Below are 15,762 nucleotides of genomic sequence, written 5' to 3' on the forward strand. Positions count from 1 at the left end.
CTGTTCCCTAATTAGGGAACAGCATGGTAGTGAGAATGATTTTCATTTTTGTATTGGCGCATCATTTTTGCGCTGGGGCAACATTTTAAAGTTATTATACGGCTGCGACCTTAAAAAGTAAAGCGGATATTTTGCCTTCTTGCTCCCTTTGCGGGAGGCGGCGCTCAGCTTTGGTTCACGTAATTATTCAGCACAAGCGATGCCGCGCCAATGACGATGGACTGCTCCTTCAAATCGGAAGCGAGGATTTTGAACCCGCCCCGGAACGGCTCCCAGACGACCTGTGCGCACTGCTCCTCGATCAGAGGGACAATATCGCTATAATTCTCCACCATGTTGCCGCTCAAAATGACGGCGTCGGGGTTGTACATGCACACGATGTTGTTGATCGCAATGCCGATATACAGCGAAGTCCGCGATATAATTTCCTTTGCCCAGCTCTCGTCGCTGCGGGCCGCTTCGAACAGTTGTCCGATATCGCCGATCTCGACGATCCGGTTCGCTTCGTGCAAAATCGCCGATTCATCGATGTACGTCTGCAGGCAGCCCCGCTTGCCGCATTCGCATAAATTGCCGTTCGGATCGAGCGTCGTATGTCCGAGCTCCCCGGCACTATTGGAGCCGCCGCGAAAAATCTCCCCGTCGATGATGAGCGAAGAGCCGACCCCGGTGCCAAGCTCGATCAACGCCGTTTTCTTGGAGCCCCGGGCGGAGCCGCACAAGTACTCGGCCAATATTTTGACCTTCAGGTCGTTGTCGATCACCGTGTCGATCCCCGTCCGCTCCTTCATATGGCGGGCAAGCAGCACATTTCTCCAACCAAGGGTCGACGAAAACTGCACGACACCCCGCTCGTGATCGATAACGCCGGGCACGCCGATGCCGATGCCGATCAATTTCGAACTTTCCAGTCCCTGCTCCTTCACCAGCCGGTTGATCGTGTCGGCAATGAGATCGATCGTGCGTCCGGCTTCCGTGTCGATGGCGGTATGCCCGACCAGAAGCTCATACAGCAGCTTGCCGCTAAACTCCATGATGCCGAAGCGTACGATATTTTTGCCGATATCGATGCCAATGGAAAAGACGGCCTGCGGATCGATATCGAGCATAATCGCCTTGCGCCCGACACCGCCGGACGAAAGCTCCGTTTCCCGGACGAGCCCCTGCTCGCACAGTTCGCCGACAATGCGCCCGACGGAGGTCGGACTGAGCTTGGTAATCTTCGTGATTTCCGCCCGCGAAATGGGCCGTTTTTCCTTGATAATATCAAGGATCATCTGCTTGTTATGCTGTCGGATGACGTCTTGATCGTGCTTCACAATTTTTTTCATACGCCGAAACCTCTTTATTCCACCCATGTTAATTAAAGTCTTGACAAGCTCTAATCCTTGATCATCGTTAGGCATAAAAATGCGGATCACCAAACTGAAAGCGGTTAAAATGAATTGAACATCTATAATTAATCCAATGGTGTTAATAATTGAATCATAGCATGGATTTTTCTTTTGTCAATATTTGTTTGTAAATCATGGAAGATGTCAAAAGGCCCTGGCCCTAAGAAATGATGCCTACGGCAAATATTGAACGTTATCATTTGCGCTGATATAATTGATTTTTATATGAATCCTAAACACGAAAAAGGAGCTATCATGACAACGTATAACTTCGATGAAATTATTGACCGCAGAGAAACCGATTCCATCAAATGGTCAAAGAAGTATTTAGAAGAGAACTTCGGAGACGAAGATAGCCTTCCGATGTGGATAGCAGATATGGACTTTAAAGTTCCGCAGCCGATAATTGATGCAATTATAAAGCGGGCACAGCATGGAATTTTTGGATATGGGCATAAAAGCGATGCTTTTTTGGAGGCTGCCGTTCATTGGCAACAAAAGAGAAATGGTTGGAGCATACAGAAGGAATGGATTCTTTTTACTCCAGGAATCATACCCGCACTTAATTTTATTGTAGAAACGTTTTGCCGGCCTGGCGATAAAGTGATCCTTCAAAGCCCTGTCTATTACCCTTTTGCCAAGATTATCACCAACAATGGCTGTCAAATCGCAAACAATCCGCTAGTGCTCACCGATGGCGAGTACAAAATGAACTTTGAAGAATTAGAAAAAATCGCTCAAGACTCTCGCACGAAACTAATGTTTCTTTGCAGCCCCCATAACCCGGTCGGACGTGTATGGTCATATGACGAACTAAAACGGGTGGGTGAAATTTGTTTAAAACATAATGTGCTGGTCATTTCGGATGAAATTCATTCAGACTTAATTTACCTTCCTCATCGTCACATTCCGTTCGCCAGCATTTCTGAAGATTTTAAAATGAACTCTATCGTTTGCACTTCACCCTCGAAAACATTCAACCTGGCAGGTTTGCATATTTCCGACATCATTATTCCTAATAAAACGATTCGAGAAGAGTTGAACCATAAGCTTGCAGCAATTGATATTGACCCGGGAGTCTTCGCATCCGTAGCTCAAATTGCAGCTTATCATGATGGGGAAGAATGGTTGGAACAATTACTTCACTATCTTCAAGCGAATTTAGAGTTTATTGAGAAGTTCCTGAGGGAGCGAATGCCTAAAGTGAAGCTTATACCGACTGAAGGGACCTATCTGGCATGGCTGGATTTTAGAGCCCTTGGCTATACTGACTCGGAGCTGCAGCAGCTCATGCAAAAAAATGCAAAAATAGCATTGGATGACGGATATATTTTCGGTTCCGGCGGCGAAAGCTTTCAACGGCTTAATTTTGCATGTCCCAGAGAGACTTTAGCAAAGGCTTTGGAGCGCATAGAAAAAAGCTTGAACGGATAAATGCATACCGCGTATCCGGCGGTTCAGGGATTCGCATATTGGTTATCTCCAACTATGTGAATCCCTTTTTTACTACGACCGCTTAGCTTTCGTTATGTCCGTAGCTGGCTGGTTTGCTAATGAGCAAGATCGTGCCGTTTATTGCTTTCCGGGACCGCTTTTGTTTTAAAGGCTGAGAACAAATAGCATCCGATGATCACCATGCAGCCCCCGATCCCTTGGTTCCACGTCATTTGTTCTCCTAAAAATATAAACGCCAACACCGCCGTGAATACCGGATTAAAATTCAAAAACATTCCGGCTGTTGTCGCGCCTAATTTTTGGACCCCGATGTTCCAAAATACGATACAAACTACGGTAGAGATTACGCCTGTATATAAAATCGATTGAATAAACGAAAGGTTTATGTCGGACACGGTGAAGTCGGAGAAGTTAAACGGAAGAAGAACGATAAGTCCGAATATCCCGGAGTAAAGTGTAGACTTCATGGGCGATGTCTTGTTCATGACCCATCTGCTGCAAACGGAATAGATTCCCCACACACATACGGAACCCATCATCCATAAATCGCCCGTATTAAAATGAAGAGACAGAAGCAGATCGAGATTTCCTTTGGTAAGAACAAGAATCACGCCAACAAGCGAAAAAAGCATAGAAAATATTTGAAGAACATTGATTCTTTCTTTTAGAAACAAAAAGGAACAAACGGAAATCGAAATCATATTCAATGTGGAAATTAACCCCGCATTCGTCGCGGTTGTCCGTTCCAACGCCATAAATTGAAAGAGGTTAAATAGCACAACGCCTGTAACTCCCATCAAAAACAACGGAAGAAGGGCGGCCCGCGAGGGGAATATTGTTTTTTCTTTCCACCAGACGAGTGGGAACAGACACAAAACGGCAATCATCCATCGGATGCTCGTCAAAGTCATCGGTGAAGCATGACCAACAAGCGATTTTCCAACTACAAAATTTCCTCCCCACAGCAAGCTTGTTAAAAGCAGCAGCAACACATACTTATTCGGCATGTCATTAGCTCCTTTAAATTTTCACCGTTACAGCGAAAAATGGAAGCCATTGTGCACAATGACATTTACATTGAATTCACTAATAATCATACCATTTTTATTGATTGAAAAGCGTATCATTTTGTAAGATGTAGTTAATTCAAAATAATACAAGTCAAAGATGCCATTTTATTGAATTATATTCGTTTTCCAAATTGAATCCGTCCTGTTTTCCGAATAATTGTAAAGGGAGAGAAGACTGCGTGGAATCTTTTGTAAGTAAAGTCTTGGATGATGTCGATATTCAAATTTTGGATACGATGCAAAAAGAAGCACAACTTAGTAATGCCGAGCTTGCAAGACGGGTGAACTTGTCTCCGCCAGCTACACATGCAAGGGTAAAACGTTTAGAAAGTGAAGGGTTTATCAAGCGCCAAGTTGCAATCTTAAATCAGGAGAAGCTCGGCTTTGATTTATTGTGCTTTATTTTTATGAGTACGAATATCCATCAAGCCGAACAACTGGAAGTTCTGGAGAAGGCATTAAGCTCCATGCCTGAAGTATTGGAGTGTCATTGTTTAACAGGCGAGTATGACTATCTTTTAAAGGTAACGAACAAAGACCGCAAGGAATTGGAAAGCTTTATCCGAAAGCTAAATAAGCTCGGCATAGCGCGAATTCAAACGAGTCTGGCGTTAAGAGAAATTAAATATTCTACCGTTCTGCCTATATCGGAAAAATAAGAGATGTAAAGAAAGCCGCCTCCCGGTGAAATGCCGGGGGCGGCCGCCGATTCAATACGCCTTCAAAATTTCCTGAAGCTTCAAAGCCAAGCCTACACGTCCGTCCACTTTGAGCGATCCGAGCATAAACGCCATCGTCGTGTTCAAATCGTTGCGAAGCAGCTTAACGAAATTGGACGCCGACAGCTTCAGCGTGCAGTCGGCCGGATGGGGCGTTCCTTCCAGCACTTCGACGGTGCCGGAATCGAAGCGGACCTGAAACGGCTCGTTTTCGTCCAGATCGAACTGATACACGTAATGAAGCGGCTGGATCGGCTCCGGATTCGCCTGCATCCGCTCTACCATCTCCTTTAAACATTCCTTAACCGACATTTGCCGTCCTACTCTCCTTCCTCCCAAATGATAGGGCCGTACCGATCCGGTTACTGGTTCCCCCGCCATTCGACGATACGGAACGTTCCGGTGCCGAAGGCACAGAGCTGCCCATCTTCGTCATACACATGCCCTTGCATGGTGATCATCCGTCCCGAGCTGTGTAGGATCTCGGCGGTGACTCTCATCTCCCCCTGGGCGATCGGGGCCAAATAATGCAGATTCAGGTTCGTCGTGACGACGTTCTCGTTCGGCTTCACTGCCATGGCGACCAGCCCCATGGCGGAATCGAGCAGCGTAGCGTGAACGCCGCCGTGAGCAATGCCAATCAAATTATGATGATGCGGCTGGATGCTCAGCGATACGGACGCCCGATCCGGAGCGAACGTATCGATCCGGGCTCCGATATGTTCCCAGAACGATCCGCGTGCCGCTTGTTCCAGGCGGTTGAGAAATGCCGATGCTTGATTGTCCATACCAGGCCCTCCCGGAAAATAAAATGTAGCGTCCTAGCCGTTTTTCTTGAGCTTCTCCGCTTCTTCCTCCGCCAGCTTGTGGCGAAGCACTTTTCCGACGATCGTTTTCGGCAAGCTGTCCCGGAACTCGTACTGCTTCGGCACCTTGTACGCCGCAAGCCGCTCCTTGCACCAAGCCTTGAACGCATCGGCATCGCCCTTCGCCCCGGGCTTGAGCACGATATACGCCTTGACCGTTTCTCCGCGGTAGGTGTCGATGATTCCGGCGACGACCGCCTCTTCGACATCGGGATGCTCGTACAATACCTCTTCTACCTCACGCGGATAAATATTGTAACCGCTCGCAATAATCATGTCCTTGCGCCGGTCCAAAATGTAAAAATACCCTTCCTCGTCCATTCGGCCCAAATCTCCCGTATACAGCCAGCCGTCCTTCAATACTTTCGCGGTTTCCTCCGGCTTGTTCCAGTAGCCCTTCATGACCTGCGGGCCGCGGACCGTCAGCTCTCCGATTTCGCCTACCAGCAGTTCCTCGCCTGTCTCCGGGTTCACGATCCGGGCCTCCGTATCAGGGAACGGAATCCCGATGGAGCCCAGCTTCCGCTTCTCCCAAATGTTATTGGCATGCGTCACAGGGGACGCTTCGGTCAAGCCGTACCCTTCGATCAGCTTGCCGTCCGTAATCGATTCGAACGATTCCTGCACTTCCAGCGGCAAAGCAGCCGAGCCGCTGATACAGAACTGGATGGACGACAAGTCGAAACGCTTAATATTCTGATGATGAATGAGCGAAATATACATCGTCGGCGCGCCGGGAAAAATGGTCGGCCTCAGCTTGTCGATCGTTTGCAGCACTTGATTGACCTCGTAGCGGGGAAGCAAAATCAAGGTGCCTGCCATATAAATGGACTGATTCAGCAGCACCGTCATCCCAAACACATGGAAAAAGGGCAGGACCGCCAAATACGTTTCTTTCGCAATTTGCGAACGGTACGACCAAAGCCGGCTTTGCATCGTATTGGCGATCAGATTCGTGTGCGTCAGCATGACGCCCTTCGGAATACCGGTCGTGCCGCCGGTATATTGAAGCAGCGCCAGATCGCGGTCGGCATCGACCTTCGCCTCCTGAGGCGTTACCGTCGCCTGCTCCAGCAGCTCCATAAACGCAACGACGCCGTTTCCATAGACAACGTCGCGTTTCAGATTGTCTTTTTTGGCCTTTAACGGATAAAGCACGTTCTTGGGAAAAGGAAGATAGTCTTTGATGGAAGTGACGATCACATGCTTGATCCCGATCAGCGGGACCACCTTCGCGACGCGTTCATACAGCAGATCGAGCGTAACGATGGCCTGGGCGCCGGAGTCCTTCATCTGGTACTCCAGCTCCCGCGGCATATACATCGGATTGGTCATGACGACGATGCCGCCCATCAGCATCGTTCCGTAGTAGGCGATAACCGCCTGTGGGCAATTGGGCAGCATTACCGCGACCCGGTCCCCCCTGCGAACGCCCAGGTTCGCAAGGGCGTTCGCAAAGCGGTAAACGGATTGAAGCAGTTGACGGTACGATATTTTTTTGCCCAAAAAGTATAAGGCCGTATGGTTCGGATAGTCCGAAGCCGTTTGTACCAAAAAATGCGCTAAATTTTGCTTCGGGTATTCGCAGGTCGATGGTACTTCGACAGGATAATGTCTTAACCATGGCTTGTCGGACAAGTTCGACCACCCCATTTGTCAGGTTTCAAGCTTAAACTACGTATTTTTCAGCTTCGATGACGCGAGAAGCGATTTCACGCTTGATCTCGATCGCATTGATCGGGGTTTTGCGGGTCAGTTTTTTCAGGACGGACAATTGGGTGCGCAGCATGTCGCCGGATTCCATCGCGGCCAGCGCTTCTTTCGCCCATTCCTCAATCCGCGCGAACGATTCGTGGAAGAAGACGGTCGTCATGTCGATGGCGTTCAGGGCTTTTCCTTCGCCGCCTGCGGCGATCAGCTTCTTCGTGCGCAGCAGCGCGCTTTCCATCGTGAAGACGGAAATCATGATATCGGCCAGGCGGCTCAAAATTTCCTGCTCCTGGTCCAGCTTCGTTTGATATTTTTGCACCGCTTGCGCACCGACCATAAGAAATATTTTTTTCGCCATAGCCAGCAAGTGGTTCTCCTGCTCCAGCGTTCCTTCGAACGTCTGCCCCGGCACCAGAGACAGCAGCTCGGACTGCAGCCCCATCGCTTTTTGCATCAAAGGCAGTTCCCCCTTCATGGCGCGCTTGATCAGCGTTCCGGGGATCAGCAGCCGGTTAATTTCGTTCGTGCCTTCGAAAATGCGGTTAATGCGGGAATCCCGGTAAATGCGCTCGATCCGGTATTCCTGAGTAAACCCGTAGCCGCCGTGAATCTGCACGCCCTCGTCGGCCACGAAGTCCAGCGTCTCGGAGCCGAACACTTTGTTGATCGAGCATTCCAGCGCATACTCGGCGATCGCCTTGGCCGATTGCTGCCCAACGTTGGCGCTGCCATGATCGACTTCACTCAAGCCTTCGTCGAACAAGCCTGCGGTCCGGTACACCATGCTTTCCAGCACGTACGTACGGGTGTTCATGTCGGCCAGCTTGGCTCCGATGAGCGGGAAGGACGAAATTTTGCGTCCGAACTGCGTCCGCTCGTTGGCATATTTGGCCGAAAGCTCAATCGAATCCTTGGCGGCTCCGACGCAGCCTGCGGCAAGCTTGAAGCGGCCGATGTTCAAGATGTTAAAGGCGATCAGGTGGCCCTTGCCAGCCTCCCACAGCAGGTTTTCTACCGGCACCTTCACATCTTCCAGAATGAGCGGGCATGTGGACGAGCCTTTGATACCCATCTTCTTCTCTTCCGGTCCGATGCTCACGCCTTCCATCGTCCGCTCGACGATGAACGTGCTGAAGTCGGTTCCGTTCACTTTCGCGTACACGATGAACACGTCGGCAAAGCCGGCGTTCGTAATAAACTGCTTCGTCCCGTTCAAAATATAATGGCTGCCGTCCTCGGACAAGACTGCCGTCGCCTTGGCGCCCAGCGCGTCGGAGCCGGAGGATGGCTCCGTCAGGCAGTAGGCGGCGACTTTCTGGCCGGTCGAAAGCTGCGGCAAATATTTTTTCTTCTGCGCTTCGGTGCCGAAATACACGATTGGCAGCGTGCCGATTCCGACGTGCGCGCCTACGGTCAGCGCGAAAGCAGAAGCCTTGGTCAGCCGTTCGTTGATTAGCGTCGAGCTGACCTTGTCAAGGCCGAGCCCGCCGTACGCTTCCGGCACGTCGGCGCCGAGCAGGCCGAGCTCCCCGGCCTTGCGCAGCATTTTTACGGACAACTCGTAATCGAGCTTCTCGATCTCCTCGTCGTGAGGAGCAACGTCGCCGGCGACGAAGTCTTCCGTTGTCTGCGCGATCATCCGATGCTCTTCCGTAAAGTCCTCCGGGGTCACGACCCGGGTAAAATCGATATCTTCGATAATAAAGCTTCCGCCGACCACTTTGCTGATCATTTTGCTCATGTCCGAATCTCTCCTTCGTTTCTTGGGATTTTCGTTTAGCCTGCATGAACCTCGAACACACCGGCCGCGCCCATGCCGCCGCCGATGCACATGGAGACGACGCCGATGCCGCCGCCCCGACGGCGCAGCTCGTGAATCAGCGTCGCGGTCAGCTTCGTGCCCGTGCATCCAAGCGGGTGACCCAGCGCGATCGCGCCGCCGTTCACATTGACCTTCTCTTCGTCCAAGCCGAGCTGACGGATGATGTGCACGCATTGGGACGCGAACGCCTCGTTGATTTCGAACAAATCGACGTCGCCGATCGAAAGGCCAGCCATCTGGAGCGCTTTAGGAATCGCCTCCACTGGCCCGACGCCCATAATTTCCGGGTCCACCCCGGCCAGCGCGAACGAACGGAACGTCGCGAGCGGCTTCAAGCCGAGCGCTTCCGCGCGCTCCTTGCTCATCACTACGGCTGCGGCCGCGCCGTCGCTCATTTGCGACGAGTTGCCTGCCGTTACCGTACCGTTCAGCTTGAAGGACGGCTTCAGCTTGCCCAGCACTTGGGCCGTCGTTTCGGCGCGGACGCCTTCGTCCGTATCAAACGCGAACGCCTCGCTTTTGACCTTCCCGTTGTCGCCCACTTGCGTCCATTGCGTCTGCACCGGAACGATTTCGTCACGGAATTTCCCGTCGCGGATTGCAGCCGCCGCTTTTTCGTGGGAACGCGCGGAGAACCGGTCCTGATCCTCACGGGAAATGCCGAACTGTTCGGCGACATTTTCGGCCGTATGGCCCATGCCGATATAGACCTCCGGCATTTGTTCCACGATCTTCGGATTCGGCGAAAGCTTGAATCCGGTCATTGGCACGTGGCTCATGCTCTCGACGCCGCCGGCAACGATCACGTCGGCTGAACCGAGCATAATCCGCTCTGCCGCGAAGGCGATCGATTGCAGGCCGGACGAGCAGAACCGGTTGACTGTGAGCGCCGGAACGGTCACCGGAAAACCGGCATAGAGCGACATGATGCGGGCAAAGTTCAGCCCTTGCTCGCCCTCCGGCATCGCGCAGCCGATAATGATATCCTCGACATCCTCTTTCTTCAGACCAGGCGCCCGCTCCACGGCGGCTTCGAGCACGGCCTTGCCCATATCCTCCGCGCGCGTTTGGGCCAACTGGCCTTTTTTCGCTTTGCCGACCGCGGTGCGGGCAACCGATACGATTACAGCTTCTCTCATGGGTTTCACCTCTCCCGGGATTATTAATTGCGCAGCGCTTTGCCTTTGGACAACATGTGCTGTATGCGCTGCCGCGTTTTCTGCTCGCCGCACAAGCTCAGGAACGCCTCGCGCTCCAGATCGAGCATGTACTGCTCCGTCACCAGCGAGCCTGCGGGCACATCGCCTCCGGCCAGCACGTGCGCCAGCTTATTGGCAATTTTCACATCGTGATCGCTGATATAGCCACTCTGCCGCATCGAATAAGCGCCGAGCTGCAGCACCGCTTTGCCGTCGGCTCCCGCGACGCGGATTTTTTCTTCGCGAACCGGCTCGTAGCCTGCCTTCACCATACCCAGAACGGACTGCTTCGCTTCGTGAATCAAGTGGTCCTGATTGATGACGACCCGGTCCGCCGGCTTGAACAGCCCCAGCTTGAACGCATCGTGGCCGCTGGCCGATACCTTCGCCGTGCCGATCGTCTCGAACGCTTGGTTCAAGTACGGCTGCAGATCGGCGTCCGGATGCGCGGCATGCTGGCTTATGCGAAGCGCCATCTCCTTGCAGCCGCCCCCGGCCGGAATCAGGCCAACGCCGACCTCCACCAGGCCGAAGTACGTCTCCGCCGAAGCGACGATCTGATCCGCCGGCATGCACGCCTCCACGCCGCCGCCAAGCGCCATCCGGTGCGGCGCCGCCACGACCGGCTTTTCGAACCGTTTTACCTTGTACATCGTGTTCTGGAACTGGTGGATGATGCTGTCGATTTCATCCCATTCCTCGTCCTGCGCTTCCATAAGCAAAATCATCAGATTCGCGCCCACGCAGAAGTTCCGCCCCTGGTTGGCGATGACAAGCCCGTCGTAGTTGCTTCGCACTTCGTTCAGGCTTTGCTGGATCATCGTCAAAATGTCCGCCCCGATCGCATTGTTCGGCGAGTGGAATTCGAGGCACGCGACCCCGTCGCCAAGATCGATCAGGCTGGCGCCGCTGTTGGATTTCACGACGCGGTTCTGTTCCTTCAGGCTGCGCAGCGAGATGACCTCCGGCGCCGTTTCCAGCTCCTTATGCTGCCCGCCGTGTACATAGAACGTTGCGCCTTCCTGCTTCTTGTAGAACGACGTGTTGCCCTGCGCGATCCACTCCTTCACCCAGCCGGGAACGGTCGTACCTTCCGCTTCCATCCGCTCGACCGACCGGACCAGTCCAATGGCGTCCCACGTTTCGAACGGACCGAGCTCCCAACCGAAGCCCCATTTCATCGCTTCGTCGATTTCGCGGATCGAATCGGCAATTTCACCGAGCTTGGCGGCCGAGTACACAAGCACCTTCTTCAAAATGTTCCACGCCAGCTCGGAATAACGGTCGCCCGCTCCGAGCAGCGCCTTCGTTTTCTCCCGCGCGCCCTTCGCCAGCTTCGCCGCTTCCAGCGAGGCGGATGCCGCTTTTTTCTGCGGCACATAGTCCATGGTCGAGAAGTCGAGCGACAAAATTTCGCTGCCGTTCGGCCCTTTTTTCTTCAAATAAAAGCCTTGTCCCGACTTCTCGCCGAGCCAGCCTTTGTCCACCATGCCGCGCAGCACGGGCGATTCGGCAAACACGGCCTTTTCGGCTTCGTCCGAGACGTTCTCATATACGTTATTCGCCACGTGCACGAAGGTGTCGAGTCCAACGAGATCGAGCGTTCGGAACGTCGCGCTTTTCGGGCGGCCGAGCGCCGGACCCGTCACGGCGTCCACCTCTTCGACGCGGTACCCCTTCTCCTGCATTTCCTGCAGCGTGACGAGCAGCCCGTACGTACCGATCCGGTTGGCAATGAAGTTCGGCGTATCTTTAGCCAGTACGACGCCTTTGCCGAGGCGGTTCTCGCAAAATTGCTTCATGCCGCTGACGATGGCCGGGTCGGTATGCTTGCCTGGAATCACCTCTAGCAGCTTCATATAACGCGGAGGATTGAAAAAGTGCGTGCCGAGAAAATGGCGCTTGAACGCTTCGCCGCATTCGGCGGACATGGCATTGATCGAAATGCCGGACGTATTCGAGCTGACGACGGTGCCTTCTTTCCAGTGCGCCTCAATCTTTCTGAGCAGTTGTTTCTTGGCGTCCAAATTTTCGACGATCACTTCAATGACCCAGTCGACGTCCGCAATTTGCGCCAAATGATCCTCCAGATTGCCCGGCGTGATGCGCTCTGCGAAAGTAGCGTCGTACAGCGGCGCGGGCTTCGTCTTTTTCAGCTTGGCTATCGCTTGAACAGCCAATCGGCTGCGCACGGCAGGATGCTCCAGCGTGAGCCCTTTGGCCGCTTCCTCTTCCGTCAGCTGCTTCGGAACGATGTCGAGCAGCAGGCAGGGAATTCCAGCGTTTGCCAGATGAGCGGCAATGCCGGAGCCCATGACACCCGACCCGATGACGGCTGCTTTGCGTATCGATCTCATCATGATATTGCTTACCTCCCAATACGTTTTTGATATAGATTGCTTGAACAAACGTGTGAGTAAAGCATTCGGCGGCGTCTTGCAGCCGGGCAGGCGAATTTCATTGCGTAACCTATCAGCACCCGCCGTCCCCACTAAGCATTCGCCTTGCGGGGACAGCGGAGGCCGGTCTTATGATCCGCCCACGCCGATTGCATCGTTCGCCGGTTGTATATGGGATTCGCCGAATACGGATTGCTCCAGTATTTCGGCGATATCTCTCGCCTTGACGCGGTCTTCCGCTTCCTTCATCTTCGTGCCGTCCTCCATCATCGTCAGACAGAACGGGCACGCGCTGCTGATGACCGTCGGGTTCGTTTCGAGCGCCTGCTCGGTCCGCGCCAGATTGACGCGCTTGCCCGACGTTTCCTCCATCCACATCATGCCGCCGCCCGCTCCGCAGCACATCCCGTTCTCGCGGGTGCGCTCCATCTCGACGAGCTCGACGCCGGGGATCGCACGCAGCACGTTGCGGGGCTGCTCGTAAACGTTGTTGTAGCGGCCTAGGTAACACGAATCGTGATACGTGATCCGCTCGTTCACCGCATGGCGCGGCGTCAGCTTGCCCGACCGGATAAGCCGGTCCAGCAGCTCCGTATGGTGAAGCACCTCCACGCCCTCCAGCCCGAAGTCCGGGTACTCGTTTTTGAGCGTGTTGTACGTATGCGGACAAGCGGTGACGATTTTTTTGACGCCATATTTCTCGAAAACGGCGATATTTTCCGCGCACAATTGCTGGAACAGCATTTCGTTGCCAAGCCTGCGCGGCGTGTCGCCGGAATTTTTCTCCTCGTTGCCGAGAATCGCGAAGCTGACGCCGGCCTCGTGAAGCAGCCGGACAAACGCCCGCGATATTTTGCGGCTGCGCAAATCATAGGAGCCCATCGAGCCGACGAAGAACAAGTACTCGAAATCCGGGTTTTCCTTGACCGTCGGAACCGCAATGCCGTCGATTTCCCCGGTCCACTTCACCCGGTCGCTGCGGCTGAGTCCCCACGGGTTGCCCTGCCGCTCGATATTTTGCATCGCGCGCTGGCCTTCATGCGGCATGCTGCCCTGCATCAGGACGAGATGCCTGCGCAGATCGATAATTTTGTCCACGTGCTCGTTGCCGACCGGACATTGGTCTTCGCAGTTGCGGCATGTCGTACAGGACCAGATCTCGTCCTCGGTCATCACATCGCCGATCAGCTCGGCTTCCTCTGCCGGCTTCTCCCGCACCTTCCATGCGTTCTGCTGCCATGCCAGCGTCGGACGAATATCGGTGATCCCTTCGGTCTCCCACCGGACGCCCGGCTCGGCCGCCGCCATCGAATGGGCCCCCGCAGCGGAGAACGCGTATTCCGGCACCCACGGGGACTTGGACGTCACCGCCGTGCCTTTTTCCGTCAGATGATCGCGCAGCTTGACGATCAAGTGCATCGGCGAAAGCGTCTTGCCGGTGTTCGAGGCCGGGCACACATTCGTACAGCGCCCGCATTCGACGCAGGCGTAGAAGTCCAGCATCTGCTTCTGCGTAAAATCCTCGATCTTGCCGACGCCGAACGACTCGGCTTCTTCGTCTTCCAGATCCAGCTTTTTCAGCCGCCCTACCGGCTCCTTGCGGCGGAACCATATATTAATAGGCGCGGTCAAAATATGAAAATGCTTCGATTGCGGCACATATACGAGAAATGCCAGCAAAATCAGCAGGTGGAGCCACCAGCATACATAGAACAGCACCGCCGCCGTCTGGCCGGATAAGCCTTCGAACGCCGCCGCAATCGCGGAGGAGATCGGCGTGTAGGCTGCGCTTGTATGCGAGCCAAGCCAGAGCCGCTCGAAGGCGAGCGACAGCAACACGGACAGCATCAAGCCGAAAATAAAGAAGACGACGATGCTCGGCTTCCAGCCTTTTTTCAGGCGGGGCAGGTTCTCCACATAGCGGCGGTAGACTGCATACCCCATCGCCACGAGGATCGAGAATACCGTAATTTCCTGCAGCAGACCGAAGACGGCGTACCCGGGGAAGGATACGCTTGCCCCTCCGCGCAGCCCCTTCACGATCAGATCCAGAGCACCGAACTGCAGGATGATGAAGCCGTAAAAAATAACAAAGTGCATGATTCCGCTTTTTTTGTCCTTCAGCAGCTTCTTCTGGCCGAATATTTCGGCCATAAACTCGCCCAGCCGCTCCTTGCCCTGCTGCCGGAAATCTACGGGCTGCCCGAGCTTCATATAAACGTAGCGGTGAGACACGGCTTTCCAAAACAGGCGGATTGCGTACGCTGTTACAGCAAGAAAGGCAAGCAGGTTCACGATGAGCCACATCATTTGTTATATCCATCCTTTCCGTCCGATTAGGTCCAAGCTGTGGCATGCTTGTTTGAAAGCGATAACATTAGGCCCCCATAAAAATCTTATGAGCAAAACACATTGACAAGCAGCAGCGTTTCTCATAAGATGAAATTGAAATGAATGAATACTCATTCAGTTTCTGACTGAATAATAACATGGTGGTGATTGGATGGCAAGCAAAAAAATGGAGAAGCACAATTTGATACTGGATGCGGCGCTGAAAGTCATCGCCGAAAACGGCTATCATAACGCGCAGGTTTCCCGGATTGCCAAGGAAGCCGGCGTAGCAGACGGAACGATTTATTTATATTTTAAAAACAAGGAAGACATTCTTATTTCTCTCTTCCAAAAAAAATTGGGCGACCTAGTCGGTCAATTTCACAGCAGCATCAAGGAGACGGACTCTGCGGACGAGGCGCTGCGCAAAATTTGCGAGATCCACTACACGATGCTGGAGCAAAACGTCGATCTGGCGTTCGTCACCCAAATCGAGCTGCGGCAAAGCTCGCTGGCGCTGCGCAAGGAAATCGGCCTTGTCGTCAAAACGTATATCGAGCTGATCGAAAAGATGCTGCGCCAAGGCATCGAACAAGGCATCTTCCGGGCCAACCTGGACGTCAAGCTGACGCGCCTGCTCGTGTTTGGCTCCATGGACGAGGTAGTCACTTCATGGTTGATCGCCGGCCGTAAATATTCGCTCACGGCGCAGGTCGATAAAACCGTAGAGTTTTTCATACAAGGGTTGAAGGCTTAATACGTTATATTGTCTTTATTTTGTATGGGAGGGGCATTGG

At 53.4% G+C, this 15,762-nt stretch carries 12 protein-coding genes; 3 read left to right on the forward strand and 9 right to left on the reverse strand.

Annotation, left to right across the window (positions count from 1 at the left end):
• Nucleotides 1-164: 164 nt before the first annotated feature.
• Nucleotides 165-1,331: an ROK family transcriptional regulator gene (locus BLO51_RS04160; protein ID WP_090667207.1), complete on the reverse strand. Its 1,167-nt coding sequence runs from the start codon at nt 1,329-1,331 to the stop codon at nt 165-167.
• A 249-nt stretch (nt 1,332-1,580) separates the two neighbouring features.
• Between BLO51_RS04160 and BLO51_RS04165 the strand changes: the two genes are divergently transcribed.
• Entirely contained in the window at nt 1,581-2,828 is a 1,248-nt protein-coding gene (locus BLO51_RS04165; protein WP_245719523.1) for a MalY/PatB family protein, read from the forward strand.
• Nucleotides 2,829-2,944: 116 nt separating this feature from the next.
• Here BLO51_RS04165 and BLO51_RS04170 read toward each other — a convergent pair whose 3' ends face one another.
• Complete coding sequence (locus tag BLO51_RS04170) at nt 2,945-3,856, reverse strand: DMT family transporter (RefSeq protein ID WP_090667213.1); 912 nt, start codon at nt 3,854-3,856, stop codon at nt 2,945-2,947.
• Nucleotides 3,857-4,098: 242 nt separating this feature from the next.
• Here BLO51_RS04170 and BLO51_RS04175 point away from each other — a divergent pair, with 242 nt between their 5' ends.
• Nucleotides 4,099-4,578 carry an Lrp/AsnC family transcriptional regulator gene (locus BLO51_RS04175; protein WP_090667217.1) on the forward strand — a complete coding sequence of 160 codons (480 nt, stop codon included), beginning with the start codon at nt 4,099-4,101 and terminating at the stop codon, nt 4,576-4,578.
• A 51-nt stretch (nt 4,579-4,629) separates the two neighbouring features.
• Here the strand turns inward: BLO51_RS04175 and BLO51_RS04180 are convergent, their stop codons facing one another.
• The 7 genes from BLO51_RS04180 to BLO51_RS04210 form a co-directional block, all read right to left on the reverse strand.
• A complete protein-coding gene (locus tag BLO51_RS04180; protein WP_090667220.1) occupies nt 4,630-4,950 on the reverse strand; it encodes an SCP2 sterol-binding domain-containing protein in 321 nt (106 codons plus the stop codon).
• 50 nt (nt 4,951-5,000) lie between these two features.
• A complete protein-coding gene (locus BLO51_RS04185; protein WP_143006818.1) occupies nt 5,001-5,426 on the reverse strand; it encodes a PaaI family thioesterase in 426 nt (141 codons plus the stop codon).
• A 33-nt stretch (nt 5,427-5,459) separates the two neighbouring features.
• Nucleotides 5,460-7,157: an AMP-binding protein gene (locus BLO51_RS04190; RefSeq protein ID WP_090667223.1), complete on the reverse strand. Its 1,698-nt coding sequence runs from the start codon at nt 7,155-7,157 to the stop codon at nt 5,460-5,462.
• Nucleotides 7,158-7,173: 16 nt separating this feature from the next.
• Entirely contained in the window at nt 7,174-8,955 is a 1,782-nt protein-coding gene (locus BLO51_RS04195; protein ID WP_090667227.1) for an acyl-CoA dehydrogenase family protein, read from the reverse strand.
• Nucleotides 8,956-8,990: 35 nt separating this feature from the next.
• Nucleotides 8,991-10,175 (reverse strand): acetyl-CoA C-acyltransferase, encoded by a 1,185-nt coding sequence (locus BLO51_RS04200; protein WP_090667230.1) that lies wholly within the window; start codon nt 10,173-10,175, stop codon nt 8,991-8,993.
• Between the two features lie 23 nt (nt 10,176-10,198).
• Nucleotides 10,199-12,595, reverse strand: a complete 2,397-nt coding sequence (locus BLO51_RS04205) for a 3-hydroxyacyl-CoA dehydrogenase/enoyl-CoA hydratase family protein (protein ID WP_090667233.1) — start codon at nt 12,593-12,595, stop codon at nt 10,199-10,201.
• Between the two features lie 168 nt (nt 12,596-12,763).
• A complete protein-coding gene (locus BLO51_RS04210; protein ID WP_090667566.1) occupies nt 12,764-14,941 on the reverse strand; it encodes a (Fe-S)-binding protein in 2,178 nt (725 codons plus the stop codon).
• A gap of 196 nt (nt 14,942-15,137) precedes the next feature.
• On the opposite strand from BLO51_RS04210, the gene BLO51_RS04215 reads away from it, so the two are divergent.
• Nucleotides 15,138-15,722, forward strand: a complete 585-nt coding sequence (locus BLO51_RS04215; RefSeq protein WP_090667236.1) for a fatty acid metabolism transcriptional regulator FadR — start codon at nt 15,138-15,140, stop codon at nt 15,720-15,722.
• Nucleotides 15,723-15,762 lie beyond the last annotated feature (40 nt).

Source organism: Paenibacillus tianmuensis, from assembly GCF_900100345.1.
GTDB lineage: Bacteria > Bacillota > Bacilli > Paenibacillales > NBRC-103111 > Paenibacillus_G > Paenibacillus_G tianmuensis.

Excerpts from the sequence above, each read along its gene's own strand:
- BLO51_RS04160 (WP_090667207.1), bottom strand. The coding sequence starts at position 1,331 with ATGAAAAAAATTGTGAAGCACGATCAAGACGTCATCCGACAGCATAAC.
- BLO51_RS04170 (WP_090667213.1), bottom strand. The coding sequence starts at position 3,856 with ATGCCGAATAAGTATGTGTTGCTGCTGCTTTTAACAAGCTTGCTGTGG.
- BLO51_RS04180 (WP_090667220.1), bottom strand. The coding sequence starts at position 4,950 with ATGTCGGTTAAGGAATGTTTAAAGGAGATGGTAGAGCGGATGCAGGCG.
- BLO51_RS04185 (WP_143006818.1), bottom strand. The coding sequence starts at position 5,426 with ATGGACAATCAAGCATCGGCATTTCTCAACCGCCTGGAACAAGCGGCA.
- BLO51_RS04190 (WP_090667223.1), bottom strand. The coding sequence starts at position 7,157 with ATGGGGTGGTCGAACTTGTCCGACAAGCCATGGTTAAGACATTATCCT.
- BLO51_RS04195 (WP_090667227.1), bottom strand. The coding sequence starts at position 8,955 with ATGAGCAAAATGATCAGCAAAGTGGTCGGCGGAAGCTTTATTATCGAA.
- BLO51_RS04200 (WP_090667230.1), bottom strand. The coding sequence starts at position 10,175 with ATGAGAGAAGCTGTAATCGTATCGGTTGCCCGCACCGCGGTCGGCAAA.
- BLO51_RS04205 (WP_090667233.1), bottom strand. The coding sequence starts at position 12,595 with ATGATGAGATCGATACGCAAAGCAGCCGTCATCGGGTCGGGTGTCATG.
- BLO51_RS04210 (WP_090667566.1), bottom strand. The coding sequence starts at position 14,941 with ATGTGGCTCATCGTGAACCTGCTTGCCTTTCTTGCTGTAACAGCGTAC.
- BLO51_RS04215 (WP_090667236.1), top strand. The coding sequence starts at position 15,138 with ATGGCAAGCAAAAAAATGGAGAAGCACAATTTGATACTGGATGCGGCG.